The sequence below is a fragment of the Mycolicibacterium aromaticivorans JS19b1 = JCM 16368 genome (genome assembly GCF_000559085.1).
Lineage (GTDB): Bacteria > Actinomycetota > Actinomycetes > Mycobacteriales > Mycobacteriaceae > Mycobacterium > Mycobacterium aromaticivorans.
Map to the genome: position 1 here is coordinate 330,937 of NZ_JALN02000002.1, position 26,289 is coordinate 357,225.

At 64.8% G+C, this 26,289-nt stretch carries 21 protein-coding genes and 4 pseudogenes; 6 read left to right on the plus strand and 19 right to left on the minus strand.

Annotated features, from left to right (window positions below):
* Positions 1 to 7: 7 nt before the first annotated feature.
* A complete protein-coding gene (locus Y900_RS27855) occupies positions 8 to 1,540 on the minus strand; it encodes a DUF4226 domain-containing protein (RefSeq protein WP_237752752.1) in 1,533 nt (510 codons plus the stop codon).
* A gap of 79 nt (positions 1,541 to 1,619) precedes the next feature.
* The gene (locus tag Y900_RS30595) at positions 1,620 to 2,489 is read right to left on the minus strand and encodes a DUF2637 domain-containing protein (protein ID WP_051660522.1); all 870 of its coding nucleotides are present in this window, start codon (positions 2,487 to 2,489) and stop codon (positions 1,620 to 1,622) included.
* 1,164 nt (positions 2,490 to 3,653) lie between these two features.
* Between Y900_RS30595 and Y900_RS27865 the strand changes: the two genes are divergently transcribed.
* The gene (locus Y900_RS27865; protein ID WP_237752753.1) at positions 3,654 to 5,126 is read left to right on the plus strand and encodes a hypothetical protein; all 1,473 of its coding nucleotides are present in this window, start codon (positions 3,654 to 3,656) and stop codon (positions 5,124 to 5,126) included.
* 9 nt (positions 5,127 to 5,135) lie between these two features.
* Here Y900_RS27865 and Y900_RS33270 read toward each other — a convergent pair whose 3' ends face one another.
* The gene (locus tag Y900_RS33270) at positions 5,136 to 5,276 is read right to left on the minus strand and encodes a hypothetical protein (RefSeq protein ID WP_237752754.1); all 141 of its coding nucleotides are present in this window, start codon (positions 5,274 to 5,276) and stop codon (positions 5,136 to 5,138) included.
* Positions 5,277 to 5,650: 374 nt separating this feature from the next.
* On the opposite strand from Y900_RS33270, the gene Y900_RS27875 reads away from it, so the two are divergent.
* The 3 genes from Y900_RS27875 to Y900_RS33275 all read left to right on the plus strand — a co-directional run bounded on the left by Y900_RS27875 (position 5,651) and on the right by Y900_RS33275 (position 9,264).
* Complete coding sequence (locus tag Y900_RS27875) at positions 5,651 to 6,232, plus strand: hypothetical protein (RefSeq protein WP_036348608.1); 582 nt, start codon at positions 5,651 to 5,653, stop codon at positions 6,230 to 6,232.
* A gap of 1,470 nt (positions 6,233 to 7,702) precedes the next feature.
* Positions 7,703 to 8,674 (plus strand): ParA family protein, encoded by a 972-nt coding sequence (locus Y900_RS27880; RefSeq protein WP_036348610.1) that lies wholly within the window; start codon positions 7,703 to 7,705, stop codon positions 8,672 to 8,674.
* A 248-nt stretch (positions 8,675 to 8,922) separates the two neighbouring features.
* Positions 8,923 to 9,264, plus strand: coding sequence for a hypothetical protein (locus tag Y900_RS33275; RefSeq protein WP_237752755.1), 342 nt, complete (start codon positions 8,923 to 8,925; stop codon positions 9,262 to 9,264).
* Positions 9,265 to 10,137: 873 nt separating this feature from the next.
* Here the strand turns inward: Y900_RS33275 and Y900_RS27890 are convergent.
* The 3 genes from Y900_RS27890 to Y900_RS27900 all read right to left on the minus strand — a co-directional run bounded on the left by Y900_RS27890 (position 10,138) and on the right by Y900_RS27900 (position 13,291).
* Complete coding sequence (locus Y900_RS27890; protein WP_081845402.1) at positions 10,138 to 10,884, minus strand: sensor domain-containing protein; 747 nt, start codon at positions 10,882 to 10,884, stop codon at positions 10,138 to 10,140.
* Positions 10,881 to 12,305 (minus strand): neutral zinc metallopeptidase, encoded by a 1,425-nt coding sequence (locus Y900_RS27895; RefSeq protein WP_237752756.1) that lies wholly within the window; start codon positions 12,303 to 12,305, stop codon positions 10,881 to 10,883. The genes Y900_RS27890 and Y900_RS27895 overlap by 4 nt, the downstream gene beginning before the upstream one ends.
* Before the next feature lie 179 nt (positions 12,306 to 12,484).
* Entirely contained in the window at positions 12,485 to 13,291 is an 807-nt protein-coding gene (locus Y900_RS27900; RefSeq protein WP_157838296.1) for a sensor domain-containing protein, read from the minus strand.
* A 300-nt stretch (positions 13,292 to 13,591) separates the two neighbouring features.
* Here Y900_RS27900 and Y900_RS27905 point away from each other — a divergent pair, with 300 nt between their 5' ends.
* Positions 13,592 to 14,701: an FHA domain-containing protein gene (locus tag Y900_RS27905; protein WP_051660525.1), complete on the plus strand. Its 1,110-nt coding sequence runs from the start codon at positions 13,592 to 13,594 to the stop codon at positions 14,699 to 14,701.
* Between the two features lie 53 nt (positions 14,702 to 14,754).
* On the opposite strand, the pseudogene Y900_RS33620 reads toward Y900_RS27905, so the two are convergent.
* From Y900_RS33620 to Y900_RS27960, 12 genes and pseudogenes are all read right to left on the minus strand, one after another.
* Positions 14,755 to 16,467, minus strand: a pseudogene (locus tag Y900_RS33620) (protein kinase domain-containing protein); the annotation flags it as partial.
* Positions 16,468 to 16,552: 85 nt separating this feature from the next.
* The gene (locus Y900_RS27915; protein WP_036348619.1) at positions 16,553 to 17,821 is read right to left on the minus strand and encodes an IS256 family transposase; all 1,269 of its coding nucleotides are present in this window, start codon (positions 17,819 to 17,821) and stop codon (positions 16,553 to 16,555) included.
* 75 nt (positions 17,822 to 17,896) lie between these two features.
* A pseudogene (locus tag Y900_RS27920) lies at positions 17,897 to 18,190 on the minus strand (protein kinase domain-containing protein); the annotation flags it as partial.
* Positions 18,191 to 19,394: 1,204 nt separating this feature from the next.
* Positions 19,395 to 20,282, minus strand: a pseudogene (locus Y900_RS33825) (serine/threonine-protein kinase); the annotation flags it as partial.
* A gap of 96 nt (positions 20,283 to 20,378) precedes the next feature.
* Positions 20,379 to 20,699 carry a DUF4333 domain-containing protein gene (locus Y900_RS27930; RefSeq protein ID WP_051660529.1) on the minus strand — a complete coding sequence of 107 codons (321 nt, stop codon included), beginning with the start codon at positions 20,697 to 20,699 and terminating at the stop codon, positions 20,379 to 20,381.
* Between the two features lie 516 nt (positions 20,700 to 21,215).
* Complete coding sequence (locus tag Y900_RS27935; protein ID WP_237752757.1) at positions 21,216 to 21,740, minus strand: WhiB family transcriptional regulator; 525 nt, start codon at positions 21,738 to 21,740, stop codon at positions 21,216 to 21,218.
* 404 nt (positions 21,741 to 22,144) lie between these two features.
* Entirely contained in the window at positions 22,145 to 22,456 is a 312-nt protein-coding gene (locus tag Y900_RS27940; protein ID WP_036348622.1) for a type II toxin-antitoxin system PemK/MazF family toxin, read from the minus strand.
* Positions 22,453 to 22,758 (minus strand): hypothetical protein, encoded by a 306-nt coding sequence (locus Y900_RS27945; protein ID WP_237752758.1) that lies wholly within the window; start codon positions 22,756 to 22,758, stop codon positions 22,453 to 22,455. Before Y900_RS27945 ends, Y900_RS27940 begins: the two co-directional genes overlap by 4 nt.
* Before the next feature lie 91 nt (positions 22,759 to 22,849).
* Positions 22,850 to 23,116 (minus strand): helix-turn-helix domain-containing protein, encoded by a 267-nt coding sequence (locus tag Y900_RS33915; RefSeq protein WP_475035652.1) that lies wholly within the window; start codon positions 23,114 to 23,116, stop codon positions 22,850 to 22,852.
* Positions 23,096 to 24,115 (minus strand): annotated as a pseudogene (locus Y900_RS27950) (IS110 family RNA-guided transposase); the annotation flags it as partial. The pseudogene Y900_RS27950 and the gene Y900_RS33915, both read right to left, overlap by 21 nt.
* A gap of 440 nt (positions 24,116 to 24,555) precedes the next feature.
* Complete coding sequence (locus tag Y900_RS27955) at positions 24,556 to 24,834, minus strand: type II toxin-antitoxin system RelE family toxin (RefSeq protein WP_036348630.1); 279 nt, start codon at positions 24,832 to 24,834, stop codon at positions 24,556 to 24,558.
* Position 24,835: 1 nt separating this feature from the next.
* Positions 24,836 to 25,117, minus strand: coding sequence for a type II toxin-antitoxin system Phd/YefM family antitoxin (locus tag Y900_RS27960; RefSeq protein ID WP_036348181.1), 282 nt, complete (start codon positions 25,115 to 25,117; stop codon positions 24,836 to 24,838).
* A gap of 247 nt (positions 25,118 to 25,364) precedes the next feature.
* Here Y900_RS27960 and Y900_RS32245 point away from each other — a divergent pair, with 247 nt between their 5' ends.
* Positions 25,365 to 25,580 carry a hypothetical protein gene (locus Y900_RS32245; RefSeq protein ID WP_131536345.1) on the plus strand — a complete coding sequence of 72 codons (216 nt, stop codon included), beginning with the start codon at positions 25,365 to 25,367 and terminating at the stop codon, positions 25,578 to 25,580.
* Here the strand turns inward: Y900_RS32245 and Y900_RS27965 are convergent.
* The gene (locus Y900_RS27965; RefSeq protein WP_237752759.1) at positions 25,567 to 26,151 is read right to left on the minus strand and encodes a TetR/AcrR family transcriptional regulator; all 585 of its coding nucleotides are present in this window, start codon (positions 26,149 to 26,151) and stop codon (positions 25,567 to 25,569) included. The genes Y900_RS32245 and Y900_RS27965 overlap by 14 nt on opposite strands.
* Between the last annotated feature and the right edge of the window lie 138 nt (positions 26,152 to 26,289).

The window sequence follows — 26,289 nt, forward strand, 5'->3', positions numbered from 1 at the left end:
GACTCCCCTATGCCGTGGGGTTACCGGTCGGCGGCGCCGTGGTAACCGAAGCTGATGCCGGTGTGCCGGTTGCTGGCGCCGGCACCGTCACCTGCGTCCCGCCCCCAGCTGCCGGCGGTCCGGTCCAGCCTAAGAAGTCCGACGAGCTGGGCAGCGCCGAGACGGGTTTGAGCTGGCCATCTAGCCAGATTTTGCCATTGCCCATGTACATCACCGCGGATTTGGCCTCGAACTGGGCATAGTCGCCGGGTCGCAGACTGTTGCGGTCGACCGGATTCATCACCGGTGAGCCCGCCGGCGGGATCTGATCGCCATAGGCAGCGCTCACCGATGAACCGTTGAGAACGGCCTTCATTGCGCCCGCGCGCTGCGCGTCGGTGGCTGTCACCGAGGTTCCATCGGGCAAAGACACGGTGCGCTGCGGATCGGCCGCCGGTGCCGCCGCCGGTGCGGCCGCCGCCGGGGTATTGGCCGCCGGCTGCACCGTGTTCGGGTCAGCGGGGCCCTTGGCGTCCTGCGTGCCCTTATCGGCCGGTGGGTCATCAGTTTTTCCCTGGTCGTCTTTGAAGGCGTCTTCAGGTTTGTCAGCTTTTCCGTCACCCTTGGTGTCGGAGAACTTATCGTCCGTGCTGGCCGGGTCCTGACCGTTCTTATCGGAAAACTGTGAGGCCAACCCCGGAAGGGTCGAGCCCAGACCGCCCAGAGCGGGCCCCAACGCATCCAGCGGAGAGCCCCCACCGCCGCCCAGCCCGCCGAGCATGCCCGGCAACGCCGAACCGAGCCCGGCCAGCGAGGACATCGGGTCCATGCCCATGCCCCCCATACCCATCGGGCCCATGCCCGCCAGCGGATCGGTTAGCGGGTCAGCGCCGGCCCCGGCGTCTGCTGGAGGCGCACCCGCTCCGGCCCCAGCATCAGCAGGTGGAGCGGCATCCCCGCCCCCGCCACCACCCGAGGAGTCGCCACCGGACCCGCCCTCACCGCCAGCCGACCCCTTGTCTTCTCCCTCACCGGACTTCGGCCCATTGGTCCGGTACTCCTGGCCCAGCGCATCCATGATCGCGGCCTGGGTCTTTGCGTCGACCTGCGAATCACTGAGCAACTTTTGGATCTCACCGAACTTCTGATCCATGTACTTCTGGAACGCCATCACCGAGGCCGGGTCACCCATCTCCGGGGCGATCTGCTTGGACTTGGCCTGGATGTCGGCCAGGATCGCAGTGACCTTGTCACGCGCCTGCTGATTGGACTCGAAAATCTGCTTGAGCAGCGTAGCCAGCTTGTCATCGGTCAGGGCTGCGCCGTCGACATGCTTGTTGTACTGATCGCCGGCATTGGTCGCGCCATCGTTCAATCCGCCCGCCTGGTCAGCCGGCGGAGCCGGGGCCGGCGGGGGTGCGGCCGGTGGCCCGCCGGGTCCGTAGAGCGCAGTGTTGGTGCGCTGCAACGGAGTTTGTGACGGCGGGTGATCGTCATCGCCGAACACGCGACCCACCGCGGTCACGACTTTCACCGCGTTCACGACCGCCGGTTCGAGCACGTCCTCCACAATGTTGGGAAGACTCGGAAGGCCAAAGGTCACGAGCGGACGTCCTCTCTGTTCACCACGTCGCTGCTGTCTATGACGCTAAGCCCGGCTGACCCTCGATAGCTACGGGCATAGGAACTAATTCAGGACGTTCCCGCACCACCTCAGTGGCGGTCTGGCGGATCCGGGCGATGACATCGTGGTGACCCACGCCCACCTCCTCCCCAATGGCACGCAGCGACATCTGCGGGCGCACCTCGAACAGCCGCCACAGCGCCTGGCTCAGCGTGGTTTCGGAGTGATTGGTCAACCGGCCGCGGGTGTGGATCTCACGGGCCAACTGCAGCCACCGCTGGCCGCGGTCATGATCGGCCGGCACTGGCACCTCAACGGTGCGACGCGGCTGTGAGGAGGCCATTTCACGGGAAGGGTTGAAGCGCCACAATATTTGGACCGCGTGCGTGCTCCCCAAAATCCCGGCCGGTGGCACACATGCCACGGCGAACGCCAGCGCGGTCGGCAGCGGCGCTGTGGCCGGCAAGATGGCGTGCAAGGCGTTGCCGCCGACGCTGACCAGCGCTCCCCCGCCGAGCATGGCCCAGAAGAACTGCCTGTTCTTGCGCTGATCCGGGTACGCGGCGGTGGCCAGGATGCCCATCGTCGCCAAAACAATTGCGCCATCGACGATTCCGGGCCACAAGTACGGAAGCCATCCCGTCCAGCTGCCCGTTCGGCGCGCCAAATCACTCAAGGCGGCGAAGGACAGGATGAAGCTGGAGATGGCGATAGCCGCGGTGATGGCCACTGCGACTGCCCTACTCACCCGGACGAGCGGAGGAACCTCGCCGCGAGCGCTGTCATCGACCTCCGGTTCAAGCCAGGCCATTACGTCGCTCGGCACAGGGTTGAGGCCAGGGTGTTCCCCGTCGATGAACGGTGCCATGTTGTCCACTGCGGTCATGCCTCGCTGCTTTCAGGAAGGTGCGCCCAGTAACAGAAGTCGCATTGGGTGAGTGAGCCGAAGCCTGCCGATGCCTCTAGTGGAGTCGCCGGCGGGCGCGGGCTGATTTCCATCCAACATCGCCGAGCGGCGCAATAGCGACGCGCCAAGAATTCCGGTGGGTGCTGTCTGAGCCCGCCCGGCGAGGTTGTGTTCGGCCGCCAAGGTTGAGTTCTAGGGGCGGCGCGTCGCCACGGCAGATCATGACAACCTGATTGCGCTGCGGCTGGAGGCACTGTTGCCAAATATCTGGGTGTGACCAGGCGTGTCTGGTCGGTTAATCCGACCACTTCATGACAAACTCGGCTGCAACACGAGAACCAGGAGGCACATTTACCCCGTTGCAACATACCCTGCGTGGCTACGTCAGGCAGGAGCAAGTGGTCCCTGAAAGACGAAAGCCCCGCCGTAGCGGGGATTTCGCAGATCCGAACCGAAGCGCCAACTTCGGTTCACAAGCGACCACCACAACCGAATTCTCCGAGACCGATTTTGGCGCCAGCAACTCGCCTGCGTAGGCAAAGTAGCTGGCTCCAGGATAAGGGACACCCTTGTGAGCCGCAATAGCGCAGTGCAACCTGCGCCCGTACAAGGCTGGCGTCACCCCAAAAGCATTGCCCGCCAAGCTGCTCGGGCAGGCCGACCGTGACAGCGGCAGCCCACGGCGAGGCGCCCAAACCGTCGACCGCCCCGTCACCGCAATTGGTGTGGAAACGCCTTGCGCCACTGGTCGCCGCTCCCGGCCGATCACGGATGAGGCTGTGCAGCAGCGTGACTGGGAAGTTCAGCGACACCTCCAAGCGCACCGACCGGCTCCCTACACGCCCAGCCGCGGTGTACCTCTACAGTCACCGCCGCACCCACATGCTCTGGCTCGACTTCGACGCAAAGCGCCATGGACGCGCTGCCGTGGACGCTGACATGGCCGCTGCAACCTCATGGTTGACCCAATGTGGTGGCGAGGTGATCGCAGACCGTTCCACCAGCGGGGGCGGTCACCTGCTGTGTCCACTCGCTATTGGGACCTCAGCGTCACATGACGAAATTGTGCCTCTAGTCCGCTTGTTAGCCGCCCGGTTGCCCACGCTCGACATCACACCCAACACGAACCCCGAGACGGGGTGCATGACCCCACCAGGAAGCCCCTGCCGCGAAGGTGGCTACCGGCAGCTCGTCGGCACCCTCGATGACGCCGTTGCAACCTTGACCACGCGGTCAGAGCCAGACCTGCTCCCCCGACTCTGCATGCTGCTGGGCGTATTCAGGACCCGCGATCAGGCTCCGCGCACCGCCTCCCCCAGCCAAGCCGGCGACCGCAGCGCCTATCTCCATGGCACCGGCGACACCCAAACCATCGCGGCCCCCTACCTTCGAAGCGACCCGCTGCCTCCCGACGTCGCCGCCTACGCCACCCATGCAGCCATCGCCGCCACACGGCCGACGTGGCAGTCCAATCACGAAGCCCGCATGTCGGTCGTCACACAGGCCGTAGCCCGCGGCCACAGCCTGGCCAGCCTGCGGGCCATGATGGCACCCGGGGGACCGTGGGAACACGGACTTGGAACTGCCTACCGGCGGTATCAACATCGGGCCGAGGACGCCCTGGCCCGAGACGTCAACAAAGCCACCAGTTGGCTCATCGACAACGTCCTAAAATCCTCTCCCCCGCGGCACAAGAGTAAGTACTCACCGGGGGGGCACAGGGGGTACCGGGGGCCGCAGCCGCTGCGGGCGTGGCTAGCAAACGCCCTCGCGTGGGCGGATGGAGAATTCGCTGGACAGCGCTACCGCTGGACCGTGCATTGTGTGCTGCAAGCGGTAGCGTTCTATGCCCTGGTGGCTGGTGAGCAGCGTTCAGGTACGTGGTTGGTCGGCGTCGGAGGCCGCACGTTATCGCTGTCCGCAGGGCTGCTGAGCGAGGACAGCATTTGGCGGGTGCTGGCGGACTTGAGGGAACGACCTGGATCGCCGCTCATGCTGGTCCGGCACCATGTCGGAACCGAACCGGACGTATACGCTCTGACCAGTCAGAACATAGTGTCCCCGATACACAACAGGGCAGAACGGGTCAGAGTCGAACCGGTGCACGATGCCTGGGCCGTGTTGGGCCACCATCTTCGCCGGATCTACGAACTCGTCGTCCACCACGGCCTGACCGCGCGAGCGGACGTGTATGCGGCTGCAGCGCTTCCCCGGGCCACCGCTGACAGCATGATCGCCGACCTCCAGATCGCGGGCCTGATCACGACGCCAGGCAGAGGAATCGTGGGGCCTGGAAGTGCGTCACTTGATGACATCGCGGCCCGGCACCATCTACACCAGACACGTGACGAACGGCTGGCAAAGCACCGGGAGGAAAGAGCCGCCTGGCGGAGCTGGCTCGACGATCGGGAACGCCAACACGCCGTGGGTCTGCACGCAGAACCCTCGGACAGGACGTCGGAAACACCGAACGTGCCGGCGGACGACGTCGAACATTCGGCCTGGCTGGAGGCGGTGATGGCCACTGGCCCACCAGATCACGGGACTGGAAGCGATGAGCTTGACGCGATCGAACTCATCGCCGAACTGCTCGGCGGGCGAATCCTGGCCGCGTAGCCGTGAGGCTTAAGATGCTCGGGCTTGCGGCGCCAACTCCTGCCGATCGGCTTCCTGGAAATAGGTGTGCGCCTGGGCGATGATGGCGTCGATCGCGGGCGCGATCATCTCGGCTATCGTCGTGCCGGTTTCGTCTGCAAACTGCCTCAACGCCCTATGGTCAGCCTCGCTGACCCGACGGGCCACCATCTTCTCCTTCGCGCGGACCTCCCGACTGCGCCAGTCGGGTCGCCGCCGACGCGCAGTGGTGACCTTTGCCGTATTTTCCGCCATACGTCCGCTCCCCTCGCCTGCATCCTGTCGCGGCTGATCCGCACTGAATTGTCTCAGTATGTCGGATAAACCGACATTGACACTGTAGCCTCAGCCGGATCTGCATGCAGGCAGCGGAGGCGGCGTGTCCAGCGCCAAATTTGATGTTGGATAATCCGGCAAAATGGCATTTCAGGGACTCATCCGTGTCGGCGGGCAGCGGTATAGTGAGGGCCCGCAAGACGCATCGGGCCAGGTGAGGGGGAAGCCGCGTGAGCTCGTCGCCCCCACCGCAGCGGGGACGGCCGACCGTCTCACTGGCGCAAGCGGCCAAACTGCTCGGAAAAGACTGGCGGACCGTCAAACGGCTGGTTGAAAACGGTGACCTCGACGGCGGCTCAACACTCGAGGGTAAACGGCCGACCTACTACGTCTACGCCGATCAACTGCTATCGGCCGCTGCTCAGCCGGCGTCTCAGGATGCGAGCAGTCTCCTGGACACCATCGTAGGACTCCACCGAGAGCTCGAACAATCCCGTGCCGCGGAAGCGCACGCCCGCGAGGGTGAAGCACGGGCACGGGCCACCGCCGCCGCGACAGAAGAAACCAACCGCCTTCTGCAGGCAAACCAGGCAATCCTGCTCGGCGCCGTACAGGAGTTCCAGCACGCGAGCGACGCCGCAGCTGCTCTAGTCGACGACTACCGTGCGCTTACCGACCGACACTGGTCGATGGCCGGCCAATATCGCGACGCGGCGACGGGTTTCGCGAAAGCTGCCGATAATTACCAAGACATCCTCGGGCGACTGCTCACTCCCGACGACGCCAGCTCCCTGACCCAGCCCAACGATTAGGTCGGGGGCCCCACCGGCCCCCAGGTTTGGGGCGGTCAAGGGGGCTGTCTCGCCGCCCCGGACGCCAACCTAAGTCGGGGATACCCCTGGAACGATGTGCGTGACGTGGAAAAACCGCCCAGCTGGCCCGTAGAGGCGCGAAACCGCTCTGGTGCGTGGAACGGACGCAGCGAAGGCGTCGGATCAGCCCAGGAGCACGGTGGGCACCTCTGAGTCGATGCAAGCCTGTGCCACATCGACCGTTCTTGCCAAAAGGCCAGGTCGCACTCCCCGTGAGACATATGCGGGCGCAAAGGCGCGAAGCCAGATACACCGCCGAATGATGGGGTTGATTATCAATCTGCACTGAGGCAGAGCCACACGCTCAGTTGCGAGTCGGGGTCACCATGCTGTATGGCGTCCTGCTCCAAGTGGCGCGCACTGTTTACTTCAACGGTGATGCACTCAGTCACTAACACGCTGTGAGCAGCGCTATGGACCACGTCCTGCGATGCATCGCCTCACGAGTAATCGTCCACGCTGGTGGACGGGTTTGGTCCGTTGCACGTCGCATAGCGGTGCCTGAGGTTCTGTGACGCACTCGTGCACGGCCAGCACTCGCAGCGGTCATCTGAATTGGCTGACCCCCTCGCCTGTCTGCGTCATGTACTGCTGCGACCACGGTCTGTCGGCATGCAATGGCACGCGTGGACCACAACGCATGGTGTTCATCGGCCGATAGTGCATTGACTTACACCGGCACCCACCTTGTGCCACACGCGGCGCGCTCCATAGCCCTCACAGTCGATGCTGCAGTGGCCACCTCCATCGATTCAGCCACTGTGCATCACAGTCGGAATCACGCGTGATGCTTGGCGGTATGTGGTGCATCGCAGCAGGCCGATACTCAGGTTGTCTGCTTGGCGCACATGCAGGCTCCATATCTGGTCGTAGCCATGGCGGTAGACACGGTGTGTTAGCAGGCAATGGTTCGGGCGGCATGTCAGGCAGTGGATATGGTGGTCAGCTGTGCCTGCTATCGAGTCTGTAATCACACCTGACCGGGAGTGTTCATGCAGGCCGTGGGCCATGCAGTAGGCCACGGCGACTTCGACGGCCCGCCATCCATGGCATGTCGACGGTGACTCGGGATGGTCTGCAACGGGGCTTATCGCGTGAGGCGTTGCGGTGGGAAGCATGCAGCTGTCGGTGCTCTGGTGAAGATCGCCACCGCGACGCATCCAACCATGACGGCCGTTGTGGACGGAGGAGTGTGGACCACTACTGCGAGCAGCGTTACGGCTGCTGCGGGCATCCACGTGGTGTGTCACGGTTTGATCACTACTGCGTGGACGGCGTGGCGTCGACTTGCGGGCCGTACCTGGGTCGCTAGACTCTGCTGACCATGAACCGCAGTGTGCCCGCAGCCCTCGCGCCGGACGGTGCGTTACGTGGGCAGCCATCCGTAATTGAACAGGCCAGAGGGCTTTCATGACCGAAAGCGTAACCGCCTGGGCCGCGCCGGTGCCGACGATCGACTGGGCGCGTCTAGGCCACGTATATGCGGTCGCCAACGGTAAGGGCGGCGTTGGAAAGACCACAACGACGGCGAATATCGGGGCCCTGGTGGCCTCCGATGGGGCCCCGACTCTGATCATTGACCTCAACGGGCAGGGGAACATCGCCCACCTTTTGGGGTTCGCCAACACCGAGCTTGACGACCATGGGCGCGGCCTTTTCGGCGCCATCACTGGCGGCACACCGCTCAGACCTGTCCAGGGAGTGCGAGACAACCTTGACGTGATTCCCGGTGGGCCGTTCGTACGGCGCATTAGCGCCGCCGTGGCCGGCGACATGATGTCGCAGGAGTCGGCACCGTCCGTTCTCCTGTCACTCGCGGACAGCCTCCAGCGAATCGCACACAACTACCAACTCATCATCATCGACACTCCACCGGAAAATCCGCTACTGCTGGAGCTGGCCCTGTGCGCGGCTCGATTCATCGTGGTGCCGATGAAGACGGAGCTGATGTCGCAATTCGGCCTCCGGGAATTGGCCGGCGAGATCCGCAAAATGCGGGAGTTCAACGAGTACCTCATGTTGCTCGGAGTGTTCGCATTCGCGTCGGGCACATCCGCAACGAAGGTCAGGAAGGAGATGACCGATCAGATCGCGCGAGACCTTGGCGCTGATAACGACGTGATGATGTCAGCGTTCATCCGCCACTCCGAAGCGGTCGCCAACGACATGACCAAATACGGTCGGGTCGCCCACGAACTGGAACAAGAGATCGCCAACAACCCCAAGTACTGGGAGTTGCGTAGCGGAACCGCCAAGAGCACTGCTGTTGTCAGCAGTACGTCCAAACCTGTAGCCCGCGATTTCGCCAAACTCGCGCAAGAAATCCTCACCCGGGCCGGCGCGCGACGCGCCGAAATGATCGAGCAAGGAGTGTGGCCGTGAGCGGCAAGCTGAAGCACCAGGACATCCCCGCCGAAGATCTGTCGGACCTCGGCAGCCCCGCTCCCCGTGGCTCCGGGCTCAGTGGCCTCCTCGCAACTACCCCTGCTCCGGCCCCGGACCAGCCCCTCTCGGAGGCCCGAGTCGCTGATCCAGCAGAGGCCCCCCGGCCGCCAGTCTCCCCCCGGACGGTTCGATCACCGCGCCAGTCGAGCACCCGGTCTCGCACGCGGCCGACGACCGCGGTCTACGTGAGCCAAGGCGTCAAACAACGCTTCGAGGACTACCGGCATAAAGCGAAGAAGACCAACCTGCAGGTCGTCCTCGAAGCGATCACCGCCAAGCACGCAGACCTGACCGACATCATCAAGAGATCGGAGGTCAGTACTGCACCGGTCGGCGGTTCGCTGTTTCCCGCCGACCCCTCGGCGGTGCGGTACCTAGGCGGCGGCAGCGTCCAGATCGGATTCAGCCCCACTCCCGAGCAGGAAAATGTGCTCGATAGCCTCGGGCGCGAGCTCGGATTCACCACGCGCAGTACGTGGATTGCACCGATCCTCAACGCCTTCCTTCCCGGAAAGAAAGACACCTAAAGGCGGCCACTGCACATTCAGCCTTAGGCCCCGGCCAAGTGTTGCGAGGGGCTCGGCTAGGTCCGGGTTGCCGTCGCGGGCGGTACGAGCAGCAGGGGAGTGTTTGGCGGCTCGCTGACTACACTCAGCTCGTGGTGGCCTTGAGATGCACGAGAACAGGTTGGGTCGAGCCCGGGCCTCCGCTGGCCTGCCCACAAGGACATACACTTCGCGGTCCGTACCGGGTCTTGGTGGGCACCCAGCAGTGCGCCACGTGCTCAGCCCAGGGCCTCGGAGCGCATAGGTCTTTCACCTGCCGGACTTGCTCGGAAACGGTGTACGACCCGCCGCCGGGACCAAACTGCACATTTGTCGCCCTCGACGGCAGAGCCGCCCCCGCGGGCCGGCGCCAACCAGGCGGGGGAGTGGGTGGGTCTGCTCAGATCGCCACGCAGGCCAGCACGTAGCTGCTGGCCAGGACCGGCAGCACCGGCGAAGACCAGAAGAAGTAACCAGCCGGCCCCGTAGAACTGCGGCGACCAAGAATGAGAGCCGCCACCCCGAGTGTGACCAGGATGGGCGGCAACGGTCACCCAGAGATGAACCGGCATCGTCACCGCAACACCAGTAGCAACGGCAAGCCAGGCAAGATACCCCGCTGCCAGCCCGCGACCACGCCGAAAGCCTGGCGCACATGTTCCCTGGTCATCGCCCATTCTGGTACATGACTCCGATATGGAGAGCGCAGACCAAGCCGACGCGGACCGCTCAACGAGGATGGGTTACGACGGCAACGCGACAACATCGCTAAGGACGTCCGAATCGTGAACCACCAAGGAAAGCAACATAACTCGTTCGCGATACTTCCCCCGACGGCAGCGACACCGCGGCGGCTCAGTCCGCGATCTTGGCCAGGATCGCGTTGGTAATCTGCACGGGGCGATCGGCTATGTCGTAGGAGCACATCAGCCCGTCGACCAGTGCGTTGGATTTGGCGGCCATGAAGCGCGCACACGCCCATCGCTTGCTGTCGTCAGGCCGGCGGACCATCGTGGTCACCGCGCCAGTCTGCACAACGTCGCCGATCGTCCAGTGCGGGGGCGTCAATCCGTCACTGCGGGTCTCCGTCACCTGCCGACCAGTACAGGCTCTCCACTGGTCGGTGACGCGTTGAGCGGCGGCGGCCGCGGCGGCGCGGTCGGGGAAGAGCACAATCATCTGGGCAACAGCGTGGGCCCCCTTGGGGCCGGGGTCCTTATAGGTTTGGCCGTAGGCATCGGTGGCGTTCAGGCCCGCATAGACGCTGCTCTGCCCCCACAGCATGGAGCTAAGGCATTCCGGCGGGGTGTATTGGTCGCCTGGGTCGAGCTCGCTGAGCTTGGTGTCGACAGCGCCGGTCTCCAGCGCGGGTGAGCCGATGAGGCCTTGCATGGTCGGTAAGTCGATGAGCAGCTGGGGCAGCGCCGCGGCGGTAACCAGGGGAGTGGGGGAGTGGGTCGGTTCGGCCGGCTTGGACACCGGCTGCTTGAGGCTCGCCGTTCCCGGAACTGTTGTCGCGCATCCAGTTACGGTGAGCGCAGCCGAGCACAGAACGCCCGCGGCTGCGGCGATGGAACGCCGAAAAGGCGGGGATGTGGTCATGGCAGATACCTTTGATAGCAGCTGTCAGCGGTTGAGTTAAGCAGCCCGGAGCGGAACGCCGCGATCCGGGTGAAGCCGGCTGGCACGGTGTCGTTGTTGACATCGCTGGCGACGAGTCCGTTGCTGAGCAGCCCAGCGACAGCTTCGTCAAGATCACCCGCGGTGAGTTGGAGTTGCTTTCCCGACGCGACGTCGACGTGCTTGGCCATAGCGCGTTGCGCGAAGCCCGTCAGGCATGCCGTTCGCAGCGCTGTCGTCGCAGAGTCAAGGGGAAGACCTCGCTCCCGTTGCAGAGCCAGCAGGTATCGAGACGTCACCACCGACAACGCGGTGTCGTCGCCTTGGAGGAGAACGTGATTCGACTCGTCGGCAGGTGTTCCCATCTTCTGGAGCGCATCGAGATTGACGACGACGGTGTTCGCCGACGGGCAGTACCACGCCGGGGTGTCGGGGGTGGGGTGGGACGCGCAGCTGACGCGGGAGGCGTCGACGGCCAGGGCGGGAGGCTGCTCGGGGGCGAAGATCTTGCCGAGGATCTCCACCAACGTGTTCAGCGTCTCCTCAGTGATGGCGACCTGCCCGGACTGCAGCGCCCCGGTCGACTCGGCCTGGAGAACGAGCGGTAGATCGCCGCGACGGCGGGTGATCTCTTCCATTGAGATCGTGGCACACGCGCTAGGGCCCGCGCTGAAACCCTTCTGGACGGCGCTGACCCGATCCAGCGCTGTGCCATGGCCATCCTCGAGCAATTTCATCCTCCGCGGCGTGATGACCGGATCGCGGATGGTGATCGCGCCGGCCAGGACATGATTGAGACCGTCGCCGGTACTCAACGTGAACCGCGATGAGCGGCCCTCGGCCACCCAGCGCAGGTAGCTGCCGGCGAAGCAGTCGGCCTGCTGTTCGGCAACCAAGGTAGGGGTGTCGCGCTCGACGAGGTCGGCCATCTCCTGGATCGCGTGGCCGTACTCGTGTGCGAACAACCCAGCGACCGCAGTCTCACCGAAATACTGCTTGGTGACCGGCACCATCACCGCGCGATCCCAGGCAATGAGGTCATCGCGGGGGCAAAAGAACGCGTTGACCTCGTCATAGGTAGTTTCACCGCACAGCACCGGACTGGAGGGGTTGGTCGAGTCGTAGGACACCAGGGTGCCGACCGGAGCGAACGTGCCGTGCAGGCTGTGCGGATAGGCCTGGCGCCAGTACTCGGTGATGTCGTCGATGCTCACAGCTGCCAACCGGTCGACGGGTCCGTTATCGCTTCCCCGAACAGCTCCCGAGGGTGCTGGTGCGTTATCGCGCACGCCGGAAGCCCCGTCCTCGGCGACCAGGCCTGCTACCCGGAACGGCTGGTCCGGCCCGGACAGCAGGATTCCCGGGACCGTGGCCGCACAGCCTGAGGCGATCTGTGCAACCACCAATGCCGCCGCAGCACACAAACCGCCGCGCCTGCGCGCCCAGACGGAGCTTGCTGGAGTGCGCACAACGCGTCGAATCCCTTCGTCGGCAATGTTGCTGGCGTCCTGGCCATTCTGGCACCTCGGCCTGGCCGGGTGCACGGTGTTGTCGGCAGTGCCGCCTTGCGGCGGGTCGGGTCTCATCCGGGCACTTGACCTGTGATCACCCGAATAGCCTGGGATGCTTGGCCCTTCGGGTCATGCCCACACACCAGGACATCGATGGCGATGTTGCTGGTCGTGGAGGCAAAGCCCCGCTCACAGCCCCAGTCAGCTCCGGAAACGTGCTGCGACATGATCATCATGGTTCGCTCAGGGTTGGAGTCAGCGGTGCCCAGCTGCCAGAACTGGGTGGCGCTGGGGTTGTCGGGCGGCGAGTAGGTGATGGTGCGGGTGGCGCAGTCGCGCCACTGGCCGGCGATGCGGCTCTTGTAGCGCCGCAACGATCCCTCATCAGCGAACCCGATCACGGCTTGGGTGATGGTGTGCTCAGAGCCCGCGACAGAATCGCTGGCCGTGCTGACCGCCAGGCCGGTATAGGCATTGTCGGTGTACGACTCGGCCTCGCCCGGGCCCCAAGGGCTCGCGCAGTGCTGATCGCTGATGTCCTTGGCGGTATTGAGGAAACCGGCCGCCGGGCCGCGGACCTGCATCGCAGCGGTCGCACCGGTAAGAGCCGCGGCCTGCTCGGCCGACAGAAGCGAACCCGCCAGATCCGCCGACGAGAACGGCCCCACCGGGGAGGACGAGACCGCGGGAGTCCCCGATCCGTCGGTGAAGGCCGCCACGCCCCCCACGATGGTCGCGTGGCTCACCGGAGCCCCAACCGCGGCCGTCACCGCAACAGCGACGCCGGTAAGCGCGACCACGGTCAACGCCCGAGGGCCCCCGCGGCGAGTACCCGCGCCACGCCGCTGATAGTGCTTTAGTTTCAGATGAAGCGACATGGTGGGCAGCATAAGCGTCCAAACCACCCGAGTGCAATACCTGAAGTTAAAGCAGTACAGGCGTTACGGACCGCTAATGGACGTTTGCCGTGGCTGCGGTCGCCGCCGCGGGATAGCCATCGGACTTGGGAAGACACCGACAAATCGGTGGGGCGTGGCGCCCTATGACGTCGAGATTCTCACCTGGTGAGTTCCGCCTGCAGCAGGTCCACACGCGTCTCGGCATGCAATACTTGTTTCTGATGCAGTGGCGAGTTTCGGTGGCGTGGCGCATCAGGATTGGACGACAGGAGGTATTTCGTGGACTACACGCCGGCGCTGATCGTGCGAGTCGGTGATCGGGCCCGGGTGGTTCGCCCCAGCGACGGGCCGGTCGTGATCGGGCGTGACAGCGAAGCCGCGATTCACATTCCTGATGAGCGGATCTCCCGGCGGCATGTTCGCCTGGAGCCCCACACTGGTGGGTGGTTGGCGGTGGACACCAGCACCAACGGAATCTATGTCAACGAGCGCAAGCGCAGCTCGGTGCCGATTGCCGACGGCCTAGCTCTGCGTCTAGGCCACCCCACTGAGGGATTGCCTGTGGTGTTCGAACTCGCCCGGGACGGGCACACCCACCTGGCCCCGGTGATCGCTAGCCCTTCCGGCGCGGCAGCCCCGGCCCACGCCGCCCCTGCGCTGGACGACGACGAGGACCTCGACGAGGATCCTTCCGGCGACATCGATCCAGCCTTGGCCCACGTCGGTGCGGCCGTCGCTGCGCGCCGCGCTGAACTGGACCTCACTCAGCGAGGCCTCGCCCGGGACGGAATCGTGGCTGGTGCCACGCTGATCGCCCTCGAAAAGGGTCGACGGTGGCCGCGCAACGCGACCCTGGGCAAGTTGGAAGGTGCGCTGGGCTGGCAGCCCGGAACCCTCAACCAGCTGCGGGAAGAGGCTGCAGCTGCGAGCACTGATGCCGTGCCGGCTTCGGCGCTGGCGGATGTCATCGACCTTGCGCTGGTTGCCCTTTCGGCCCGCATCACGGATCTGCCTGAGCGCACTGAACCGAATTTCACATCCCGTGCCACGGCAATTCTGGCCGAGTTACACAAACTTGAGATCGCCACCGCCACTGCAGCGCGCAACGCCAGGGGCTCGGCAGCCCTAGCCGTAGCGCTAGGCGCCGTACGGGCCCGCTACAACGACCTCATGCTGCACGCCGCCCATGCCCCCAACGCCACAGTCGGACAACGACTTTACGCCGCGCGTCGTGCGCTCGGGTTGAGTGCAGATGAGGCGGCCAACGCCGCAGGGATCGACACCACCGAGCTGTTGTCGGCTGAGGCCGGCGAGCGACTGGAGGCGCGACCCACCGCAGCTCTCGAAGCGCTCCTTGACCAGCTTGCACCCGTCGCGCCCACCGCCTGACCGGTGATGCAGTGTCGAGACGGCGCATGCACCTCGACCGCAAGATCAGGCATTCAGCGCGGTGGATCCACCCACACAGGTGGGTCCACACCGATATTGACCATCTTCCCGGTCAGACCGACAGTGATCCAGTAGTCGTGCCAAATGCCGGTACCGTCGGCCCTCTGAGCATCGGCCGACCACTGCATTTCACCATCGGTGATGGTGACGATCATGGTGGCCGGATCGAGGCTGTACGTGGCGCCGTCGACGGACCGTAGCTTCGTCAATTTCACGGTGTTCATGTCGATTCCCGCCGAGCTACGGCCGGGCTTATCGGGCTTCTTGCACGATCCGGTTGGGCAGCATTCAGGAGGGTACGGGCCGCCCTGGAAGCAGTACTGCGAACGAGCCTGCACGGTGTCGAGGACTGCCTGCCGGCCGATGTCGTTGAGGCTGATCGCCGGCACAATCGGCTCAGCAGGTGCTCCAGCCAAGCCTTCCAGCAGTACCGGCTTAACCTCGGCGGTGACATCGACGAACCGGTTGGCCGAACCCACTGCCGGCAACCCAGGAAACAGTGTCAGCGTTGCAGCACCGCCAGTGGGCTGCCCGCCGATCGCCACAGCTTTCAGTCCCTCGTACGGCCCGTCAGCGGGGGCTTTCAATGGAACCTGGACCGTTGTGTTGTCGAGCTTCCACTGGCCCTCTACCTTTCTCGCCGTGACGTCGGCATGCGAGACCTGTGATCCGAATGTCGCCGTCAGTCGCAGCTTCTCGGTCGTGGCCACCTCACTGCCGAGGGGGTCAAAGGCGGTGACTGAGATATCGGTGACAGGTAGCGACGTCAGCCCGGCCTGCAAGACCGCCTCTGTCAACAAGTGGGTGTCGGCAGGGGCCGAGGCGCTCAACGACAGGGCCGTCTTCGCATCACCGGCCGCGAGGGCCTGTAGGTAGCGCTCACCGGCAGCGCGGGCCGCCTCGTGCTCCGCGGCGATGCGTTGGGTCTTGTTGTGCGCGGTCATCACAGTGAGGCCGATGACGGCCGCCGCGACTACCGCGACCGCGGCAACAACGGAGAGCACCACCGCTGTCCGCCGGCGGCGAGCAGGCGCCTTGGCGGGCCAGCTATCCGCGAAATCGGCGGCGGCGACCGCCGGCTGAGTCGACGTTAAGGACGTCGGTGGGGGGGTGGGCCAGTGTTGGGTGGTGGGGGCGTGGTGGGTTGGGGCTGCGGTGGTGTGGTCGGTGGTGGTGTTGGTGATGTGGGTGGACAGTGCGGCGGCGAAGTCGGCGCAGAGGGGGAAGCGTTGTTCGGGGTTTTTGGAGAGCGCGCGGGCGAAGATGGGGTCCAAGGCGGCCAGGTCGGGGCGGGTTTGTCCGGGCAGTGGGGGAGGGCTGCTCAGGTGGGCGCTGATGACGGCGACGGGGTTGGAGTGCTCGAAGAGTTTGGTGCCGGTCAGCAGGTGATAGGCGGTGGCCGCCAAGGCGTATTGGTCGGCGCGGCCGTCGATGTCGTCGCCGCGGAGTTGTTCGGGGGCGGAGTAGGCCACGGTTCCCACGGTCATGTTGGTCATGGTCAGACCGCTGATGTCGTTGAGGTTGCGGGCGATGCCGAAGTCGGTCAACAACACTCGTGGTGAGGATCCGTCGGTGGGGGTGGTGATCATGATGTTGGCGGGTTTGACGTCGCGGTGCATGAGGCCGCGGGTGTGGGCGTAGTCGAGGGCTTCGGCGACGGCGGTGATTATTGTGGCGACGTCGGTAGCGGGCATGCCGGCGGGATAGCGTTGGCGTAATTGGGCGCCGAGGTCGGGGGCTTGTCAAGATAACTGTGTAGGGAGTTCGGGCCGTTTCATTGTGGGTTGGTGCTCATAGTGGGAGTCGGTCGGGGAATTGGATGGCGAAGGTGTTGAGTGCTTCGGTCCAGCGGTGGGTTCCTTGTCCTTGGTTTCCTCGTTTCTGGTTGATGTTGCGGATGGCCAAATAGAGCAGCTTGATCGCGGCGGCATCAGAGGGGAACGACCCGCGGGCCTTGGTGACCTTGCGGAGCTGGTAGTTCAGCGACTCGATGGCGTTGGTGGTGTAGATGATCTTGCGGATCTCGACCGGGAACGCCAGAAACGGTGTGAACTCGGCCCACGCCCGATCCCAAACAGCGACTGCTCCTGGCGATTTCGTCTTCCATTCGGCCCGGAAGTCTTCCAGGGCCAGCTTGGCGGCCTCTTCGGTGGCCGCGGTGTAGATCGGGCGCAGTGCTTTGGCCATCGCCCGGCGGTCGGTGTAGGAGGCGTAGCGCATCGAGGCCCGCAGCAGATGCACCACGCAGGTCTGGACGACGGCGGCCGGCCAGACCGCGGTGATCGACTCGGGCAGACCGGTCAGCCCGTCGCAGCACACGAACAATGCATCCCGACAACCTCGATTGCGCAGTTCGGTGAGTACCCCGTGCCAGAACTTGGCTCCCTCGGTCTGCTGGATCCAGATCCCGAGGACCTGCTTGATCCCGTCGACGTCGACCCCGATCACGATGTGAGCGGCCTTGTTGGCCACCACGCCACCGTCACGGATCTTGAGCCGGATGGCGTCGATGTAGAGGATCGGATACACCGGATCGACAGGGCGGGACTGCCAGGCCGCGATCTCCTCGACCACGACATCGGTGACCCGCGAGATCGTGGCGGCCGACACGCTGGCGCCGTAGACCTCCTCGAGGTGTTCGGTGATGTCGCGGGTCGACATGCCTCGGGCGTACAGCGACAAGATCATGTCCTCGACCTGGCCCAGGCGCCGTTGGCGTTTGGGCACGATCGCCGGGGTGAAGCTGCCGTTGCGGTCGCGGGGAACCTCCAATTCGACTGGGCCGGCGGTGGTCAACACGGTCTTGCGGCCGTGCCCGTTGCGGGAATTGCCGGACCCGTTCCCGGCGGGATCACCGTGTTCGTAGCCGAGGTGATCAGCGATCTCGACGTCCAGAGCCCGTTCGAGCACAGCCTTGGTCATCTGGGCCAACAGGCCCTGCGGGCCATCGATCGGGGTACCCGAGGCCTCCGCATCGGCCAATAACGCGTCGACCGCAGAGGGCGGCAACACCTCAGAGAGCCGCTTGGCGGCCTCATCGCGTGAATCAGGTCGGGACAATGCTCACTCCTGTCCGGCGGTCAGTATGCCTGACCACCATTCAGGCCCAACCCCTTACACAGTCAATGAGACACGCCCGAGGTCGGTGCCTTCGACGTAGTCCATCGAGATCCACAGCTGGGCGTCGAATTCGCCGCGGTCGTGCACCCCGACGATATGGGGATGCCACAGTGAGGCCGCGAGATCGGCTTCACGAATGAAGCGCTGCCGGTACTCCTGGTCGGCTGAGACATCCGCCGGCAACACCTTCAACGCCTCACGCCGGCCCATCCGAGGGTGGGCCACCCGGTACACCTCACCCATCCCACCAACACCCAGCAAACCCTCCACCCGATAACCGGCGACCACCGAACCCGGACCCAATGGCATGAGCAAATCGTAGGACACTCGGGTTGAGTAGACCGGGACTAGGGCTGGACTAGGACGGGTTAGGCGTGAAGATGGCGGGATTGTTGCTCAGATCGACGGTGCCGCCGATCGGGACAGTGAAAGCGTAGTCAGCAGCGCCATAGGTGACCGTGGCATGCGCTGGCCAACGGACGATGCCACTCACGGCGACTTTCAGGCCTTGCGGATCAAACTTCGTCGTCACGTCGCCGAAATCGCCATTTCCCGCGACCGCGGTGCTGTCGGGCACCACATTGGCGCTGCTGCTGATGATTTTTCGGCAATCAGGCGGCGGTGTCTGGCCGTGATAGCAGTAGCGTCCCCACGCGTCGACTGCGTCATAAACAGCTTTTCGCCCCAGATCGGTCAGCGTGGCCTCTAGTCGCAACGTCGGGTCCGCAGTGGAGGTCAGCGCATCAAGGAGAAGCGGTTTGGTTGCTGCGGAGATGGCGATGTTGGGGTTAGACGAGGACACCTCGACAGGTCCGGGAAACAGCGCAACCTTTGTGGCTGACTTCACGGGCACGTTCCACACCGAAACCGCGCCCAACAGCGCGGTGTTCGACGAGTCCGAGGACAGCGACAGCGTGACCGCGGTGGTCTGCAACTTCCATTCATCGCCGTTGCGGCGCATCGCGATACGGGTTTGGCTCGGTTGATCACCGAAGCGGGCCTTGAGCACCACGAACTGAACCTGCTGCGGATCATCACCGGGTCCCGGCGGCGCCGCGGTGACGCTGACATCGGTGATCGGGGTGACCGCAAGTTGCGCCCGTAAGACCTCGTCGGTGAGCATTCCGGTGTCGGGAGGCGGGGACGCGCTCAACGACAGGGCCGTCTTCGCATCACCGGCGGCGAGAGCCTTGAGATAATGCTCGGCAGCCGAGCGAGCCGATTCGGCCGTTGAAGCTGGAGCTGCCGTATCGCCGTCCCCTCCGGATGCTGTCATGACGCCGATGAGTGTCGCGGTGGTCACGACCGCCAGGCCGGCTGCAGACAGGGCGATCGTGCGGCCTCGAAAGCGACGCCATAGAGGCCGCTGCCCGTGCGTAGCCGGGACCTGCTGGCGGGCGACCGGTGGATGAGGCCGCGCGGCGGGCGAGTATCCCACCAGAGCCGATGCAGGCTGCCAATGCTGATCACCGACATCAGACGTGGGTGGGGGGGTGGGCCAGTGTTGGGTGGTGGGGGTGTGGTGGGTTGGGGCTGCGGTGGTGTGGTCGGTGGTGGTGTTGGTGATGTGGGTGGACAGTGCGGCGGCGAAGTCGGCGCAGAGGGGGAAGCGTTGTTCGGGGTTTTTGGAGAGTGCGCGGGCGAAAGTGGGGTCCAAGGCGGCCAGGTCGGGGCGGGTTTGTCCGGGCAGTGGGGGAGGGCTGCTCAGGTGGGCGCTGATGACGGCGACGGGGTTGGAGTGCTCGAAGAGTTTGGTGCCGGTCAGCAGGTGATAGGCGGTGGCCGCCAAGGCGTATTGGTCGGCGCGGCCGTCGATGTCGTCGCCGCGGAGTTGTTCGGGGGCGGAGTAGGCGACGGTTCCCACGGTCATGTTGGTCATGGTCAGACCGCTGATGTCGTTGAGGTTGCGGGCGATGCCGAAGTCGGTCAACAACACTCGTGGTGAGGATCCGTCGGTGGGGGTGGTGATCATGATGTTGGCGGGTTTGACGTCGCGGTGCATGAGGCCGCGGGTGTGGGCGTAGTCGAGGGCTTCGGCGACGGCGGTGATTATTGTGGCGACGTCGGTAGCGGGCATGCCGGCGGGATAGCGTTGGCGTAGTTGGGCGCCGAGGTCGGTGCCTTCGACGTAGTCCATCGAGATCCACAGCTGGGCGTCGAATTCGCCGCGGTCGTGCACCCCGACGATATGGGGATGCCATAGTGAGGCCGCGAGATCGGCTTCACGAATGAAGCGCTGCCGGTACTCCTGGTCGGCTGAGACATCCGCCGGCAACACCTTCAACGCCTCACGCCGAGGTAGCCGAGGGTGGGCCACCCGGTACACCTCACCCATCCCACCAACACCCAGCAAACCCTCCACCCGATAACCGGCGAACAACGAACCCGGACTCAGCACGATGTCGCCCCCTGCGACGAATCTGCAGGAACTTGGCCCCAGCAATGTTGGGGGCGCTGGTCGGCGAGGCGAGTGTCGACGTGCATCGGGCTCTTCTCGCTATTGGGGCAGGGAAATCTGGTAGGCGCCATTGTCGTCTTGGAATGTTGCGGTGATCTCTCGTTTCACCCCGTCGATGCTGACGTTGCACACGAAGGTCGCGCCCTTCTTGACGACCGGATTACGTCCCTGATTGCACACCGCATCTCGCACGTGGCCCGGGCCGTAGCCGCTGACATCATCGCTCAACAACGTCTGAATGTTGTTCTGCGCCTGCGTAATATCCAGTTCAGTGCGCGTGAAGAAGCCGGGAACCCAGAAGCCCGTGACCAACACAACTGCTACGACAACGGCCAGTGCGCCCAGAGCAGCGATGATCACTGGAGCTTTGCTGCGCCGCCGCGGTGAGGAGACACCGAAGTCGGCGAATCCACTCGACTGCGGCGGTGGCACCGGAACATGGGCTGCGTCGGGCCGGCCCGGCGGTGGATAGGGCGCCCACGGCTCAGGTCGGACGGGTCCTGCGGCGCGAGCAGCGGGGCCCGCGCCATAGGGATACTGAGGCGGCGCTGTTCGCGGCGGAGGTGGCGGGGGCCGGCGGGCGCCGGTCGAGCCCCGCGGCATAGGGGAGACAACCGTGGTTCGTTCGTCGGCCGGCGATGGCGCCGCCGGTCGTGGAGAATCAACCCGCTGATTATCCTGCGGCGCGGCTCCCGGCTCTGGTCGAGCTGGCCCACCGGGAGGTGTCGAGGACCCCGAGGTCGGCCACGGTCGAGTCTGGTCGGATTCATCAGAGGGCGCCACCGTCGATCTCCTCTCCGCGAGCACCTTTGCCAGTGTTACCACACCACAGCCCTTCCCGGCGCTTTCGGACCCGCACCGCCGACCAGCACCAATCTAAGCTGCGCTGGGTTTTCGGTCGGCGTTGTGTCGACGGCGCCGCACCGAAGGCGACGGCAACGCCGGGGCGGGCAGATTGGGCAGCTCAACGCTGCGTCGGCGCTCGAACTGAGTCAGCAGGTAGCGGTAGGCCGCCTCAAGAAGCTCGGGGCTGCTCTTGTCTCCGGGCAACGACAGCCCGCCCCACACGCCGTACTCCTCACGAGCAGCGACAGCGTTGAACCCGCAGCGGCCGATGAAGGGGCAATCCTGACAAGCCCTCACCGCAAGAATCCGGTCTTTAAACTGCGAGAACCAGAGCTCCTCGCCGTTGCGGGAACGCCGAGAGTCAACGATTCGGCAGGGCGTGGGCTCGGCGGTGTGGAATAGACGCACCTCCACGGTCTCACCAGGGCCGACGCGTGCCGCCGACTCGTCGGCGGCGCTGTGGTGCGAGGTCATCGTCGGTCCGCCCTCGCGTGTTCGGAAGTGCAACGGCACCGCCTTGACCCTGCAGAACCCGACCAACGGCCCGACATCCATTGGCGCTTTAGTAATAACTGAAGCATCATGGCGCCGAGCGTAGCTATCGGACGCGTCTGATGCAACAGCTATAGTTAAAGCATATGGCGGAGAGTGATCTTTGCGCCTACCGCTAATCCCCAGTTTGTACCCACTGAAATGGGGTAACGGGTCTACGGATCATCGCTTGGCGGCATCGGATTCACCACGGGCGCTTCAACTAGTGGAAGGGTCACGATCGAATTGGGTGGGTCTGCATCAGTGGCAACTAGAGCGACGATCTCGCCTAGCTGCGACGGGACCACAACATCGGCGCGAACGTCGCGACCCACGCATGTTCCGGCTTGCCGGGCACTGACCCCCTGCCTGAGGCCGCCGGGCGAGGGGTTTGCGTGTCAACGACATCCCTACTTGCCCTTCACTTCTCAGGGCAGTGCAATGCGCAGAGCTTTGCTGATCTCCTGCATGGTGGGCGGGGATAGGGTCCCGAGGGACTCGGTCAGTTCGTCGTGATAGAGCTGCACGATGTCGTCGACCAGGACGAACCCGACGAGGGGGTCGGCGGCGGTGAGCGGCACGACTGTCGGCACATGTGCGTTCTTACTGGTGGTCGTTATTCTGGCCGCCAGCACAGTCTCCAGGTTCCTGTTGCGGGAGTTGTTGCTGAGGATCACCCAGGGTTTCGAGCCGTGTCCCAGATCGACTCGGTACGCCTGGCTGCGCAAGGCACGGCTCATAGGTGGCGCTCGGTGCGTCGCGCATAGCGATCGCGTGCCGAGCGCCGCTCGGCGTGGGCCGGTTCACTGTTGAACTCGCCGGCCAAACTCGCGTATCCGGCATCGAGGACGTGTTCCTGGAGCGCTTCGGCTCCCGCTTGAAGGAGCACGCGTAGTGCGGCGGCCTCGGATTTGATGTCGGCCTCGCCGTGTCGGCTTGCCCATTGGCGCAGCACCTCGAAGGCCACAGAGCCCTCGTTGAGGTAGGGCTCGATGGCTGCCTCGTCGGCGTCCTTGAGAATCAGACTCACTCGCTTACTCATACCTCAAAAAATACACCACAATTGAGTGTATGAAAGTGTGCAAGCAATAGCGCGCTTCGGACGCGGGCCCGGAGTACCTGTCACACGTTGATCAGCGATTACCCTGGTTCAGGGCTCGTTTGATGGTGGAGACGGAGACGCCGAGTTGGGCGGCGATGGAGGTCGGTTTCTCGCCGTAATTGCGCATCCGGCATGCCAGCGCTGCCTGGTAGGCGTCGAGTGCCCGCGGCCTTCCGACGCAGGCACCCGCGGTGGGCGGCTGTGTGGCGGAGGTGAGGTTGGCCAGCGGCAGCATCATCACCCGCGGCAGGGTTGGGAAGCGCCCGTTGCGGCCGCCGTTGCGGCTGTCGGCCTTCATCCGTGCATAGACCACCCGCGCGAGGCGGCGCTTGAGTGAGCGCAGCGCGCGTTGGCGGCTGTCGCCCTCGTCGATCCGCCGCTGGAAATAATCCCGTCCCGGGCCGGGGTGGGTGATCTGGACCATGGCGATGCGGTGCAGCGCAACGTTGAGTTGGCGGTTGCCGTGCCGGATGGGCCGCAGCGGGCGGGTGGTCTCCCCTGACCAGTGCGGGATGGGCGCCACCCCAACGTGTCGGGCGAAGGCGGCCTCGCTCTTGAATCGGTCGATCCCGGCGACCTCGGCCACGATCTTGGCGGCCGTCAGATTCCCGCAGCCATGGATGCCCAGCAGCGCGGGCGCCGCCTCGTGAACCCGCCCATCGATGCGGCGCTCCAGTGCCTGCGCGGTGTCGATGAGCGCGACGATTTCATCGAATTCGTCGCGGGCGAGTTCGGCGAGCAGCCCGTGCTGGGTGGCCAGCCAAGTCCGCAGTTCCTCGCGGGGCTTTCTGTATTCCCAGTTGCGAGGCTCTGCCCAGGCCGGGTCGAGCTGGTGGATGCGCTCGAGCATGCGGCTGATGAGGGCGACGCGGTGCTGCACGAGGTCCTCGCGGCGGTCGACGAGCAGCCGAAGTTCCATCGAGTGCGCGTCGTGGCAGGCCACCGGAAGGTCGGGTTCGCGTAGCACCGCCCGCGCCGCCGCGAGAGCGTCGATGGGGTCGGACTTGCCTAGCTCGCGTGAGGAGGCGCGCGAGCGGCTCATCAAATGAGGGGGGACCCGGATCACCTGTTGTCCTGCGGCTAGCAGGTCTCGTTCGAGACGCGCGGTCAACGTCCTGCAGTCTTCCACTCCCCACACCAGGTCGCGGCCGAATCGAGCTCGCGCCCACCGAAGTGCTTCGCTGTGACCCTCGGTGGTCGTCGCGACGGTTAGTTGAGCGAGCTTGCGGCCCAGCGGATTTACCGCTACCAGAGTGTGACTGCGCTTGTGAGCGTCGACGCCGATGACCGCATCCACTAGTCTCACGCACTCCCTGGCGGGCGGCGGCAGAGCTGGTAGTCGGCGGGGCTGCCCGGTGCCGGCATGCCTCCATAGAAACCAACCGGGCGGTGGTACGTATCCAAGTTGGCCAGACACCAGGCATCGACCGCAGGTTCTGTGCGACCCTGCGGCGCCGACAGGAATAGACACTCGATATTCACCATCGCCTCACCCGCGTCCGAGCGCCCCGCCGACACCAGATTCACAAGCCAGCCGTGCGGCGGCACCAGGTCAAGAAGTCAGCATCGAGCCCTCCGGACTGCTTAGGATTTCCCGGTATGGCGCCTGGTAAACGGCGGCAACGGGTATTGGTGCACGCGCGGCCGCCTGCTCACCCGGACTTCCAACCATCAAGATGTTCGGGCGCTCAGGTGAGCATGAACATCCCATTGCGTCACAGTGACGCAACGCGGCGGTCAGGTACGTCGATAGACATCGGCGCGGTGGTCGATGCGGTGCACCCAGATGGTCGCCACAGGGTCGTCGATGTGGTAGAGGAGTCGGTAGGGGCCCCGTCGTGCGCTGTATTGGCCGGCCAGTTCACCCCCAAGCGGTTTGCCAACGCGCCGGGGTCCGCGGGCCAGGTCTCCGAAGGCGAACTCGATGACTGCGGCGAGGATCCGCGGTGGGAGCTTGTCGAGGTCGCGGCGCGCGGTGGCTGTGAATCGTGTCGTGTAGCCGTCTGCGGGATTCACTTCAGCGCGATCGCCGCGGAATCTGGTAGGCGGCGCGAATCTCGTCCTCACCGTAGGTGCGGCCGAGGGTAACGTCGGATTCAGACTCTGCGACGGATTCGGCGATGCCGGGCTGCGACAGCCAGTACAGCGTCTCTTGGATCGACTCCCATTCATCGACGCCGATCAGTACCGCGGCCGGTAAACCATTCTTGGTGATGGTGATCTGATCCCGCGTCTCACATACGGCGTCGACATACTCGTTGATCTTGCTTTTCAGCTGCGATATCGGGAGTATCCTCATGATGAACAGTGTAGACCCAAATATAGGTCTGTACCAGACCTGTATTTAGCCGATAACAGAGAGATTATGCCAGCGGTAATTTGCTGTCCCCCTGTCTGTCTGTCCGCCGGTCTGGCGCTGGGAGTGTTCCCGACGCTGGGGTTGCCCGAGCAGACCTACCGTACGTGGCAGCGCGACGCCCCCGTTCAAATTCACCGCACTGGCGGTGTGCTTGCCCACATTCGCGACACCGAGGACATTCACAGCGATGATCTCGGGCGCTGACTCCGTCTCCGGCCCCGGTATAGGGGACTCCAACACCGAAGGCCCCTTGGCGGCAATGCTGTACTCGGCGGCGATCACCGGCGAAGGGATGGACTGGGTACTGCTGGCCGTCGGCAACATGGAGTCGGACGATGACAAGGTTCCCACTAAGCTGGGCAGGCAGATGGCAGCGACGGCTGTTCGGGTCAATTTGCGGTAGCGTTGCCGGACAGCAGCAGTTGCACGGCTCGGTCGATGTGGTCCCGGGCCTGCGCGGCCGTTACCCGTTTGCGGATGAATCCAACGAGGTTGGCCAGCCAAACATCGGCGACCAGGCCGGCAATCTGACGGTCATAGTCGGTGGGATCGCCGCCACCGAGGGTTCTGGCCAGGAGTCGTTCGATCACGTTGGCCGCCTGGTTGACCGCGCTGGCGGCAGTGGTGTCGGCGACGACGAACGCGCGAGTCATCGCTTCGGTCAGCTGGGGGTCGCGCTGCCAGTCGGAGTGCAGGTGCGCGGTGAGCATTCCCAGCCGCTGCTGGGGTGTGGAGGCGACGGTCGACCAATCGCGGGAAGCGTCGAGGCGTTGGAACTCACGGGTCAGCGCCGACACGAGCAGATGGGTCTTCGACGGGAAACATCGGTACAACGTGCCCACAGCAATACCCACCTGCTCGGCTACAACCCGCATCTGGACGGCTTCATAGCCACCTGCGGCGGCCGCCGTCAACGTCGCGTCCAGGATCACGTCGTGACGACGGCTGGACGTGTGGGGACCCCGCGTCGACACGGCCGCTCGTCGTATCGAATTCGCCTCGGGCACTGCCGATGTGACATAGAGCAATGATCAGAACCTGTGGATGAGCCTCGGTGAGGGGGCGTGAAAGTGGGCGCACCTTCCCGAGGATGATCTGAATATCCGAAGGTC

Excerpts from the sequence above, each read along its gene's own strand:
- Y900_RS30595 (WP_051660522.1), bottom strand. The coding sequence starts at position 2,489 with ATGACCGCAGTGGACAACATGGCACCGTTCATCGACGGGGAACACCCT.
- Y900_RS27865 (WP_237752753.1), top strand. The coding sequence starts at position 3,654 with ATGACCCCACCAGGAAGCCCCTGCCGCGAAGGTGGCTACCGGCAGCTC.
- Y900_RS27880 (WP_036348610.1), top strand. The coding sequence starts at position 7,703 with ATGACCGAAAGCGTAACCGCCTGGGCCGCGCCGGTGCCGACGATCGAC.
- Y900_RS27890 (WP_081845402.1), bottom strand. The coding sequence starts at position 10,884 with ATGACCACATCCCCGCCTTTTCGGCGTTCCATCGCCGCAGCCGCGGGC.
- Y900_RS27900 (WP_157838296.1), bottom strand. The coding sequence starts at position 13,291 with ATGTCGCTTCATCTGAAACTAAAGCACTATCAGCGGCGTGGCGCGGGT.
- Y900_RS27935 (WP_237752757.1), bottom strand. The coding sequence starts at position 21,740 with ATGGATGTCGGGCCGTTGGTCGGGTTCTGCAGGGTCAAGGCGGTGCCG.
- Y900_RS27940 (WP_036348622.1), bottom strand. The coding sequence starts at position 22,456 with ATGAGCCGTGCCTTGCGCAGCCAGGCGTACCGAGTCGATCTGGGACAC.
- Y900_RS27945 (WP_237752758.1), bottom strand. The coding sequence starts at position 22,758 with ATGAGTAAGCGAGTGAGTCTGATTCTCAAGGACGCCGACGAGGCAGCC.
- Y900_RS33915 (WP_475035652.1), bottom strand. The coding sequence starts at position 23,116 with ATGAAGGCCGACAGCCGCAACGGCGGCCGCAACGGGCGCTTCCCAACC.
- Y900_RS27960 (WP_036348181.1), bottom strand. The coding sequence starts at position 25,117 with ATGAGGATACTCCCGATATCGCAGCTGAAAAGCAAGATCAACGAGTAT.
- Y900_RS32245 (WP_131536345.1), top strand. The coding sequence starts at position 25,365 with ATGATCTCGGGCGCTGACTCCGTCTCCGGCCCCGGTATAGGGGACTCC.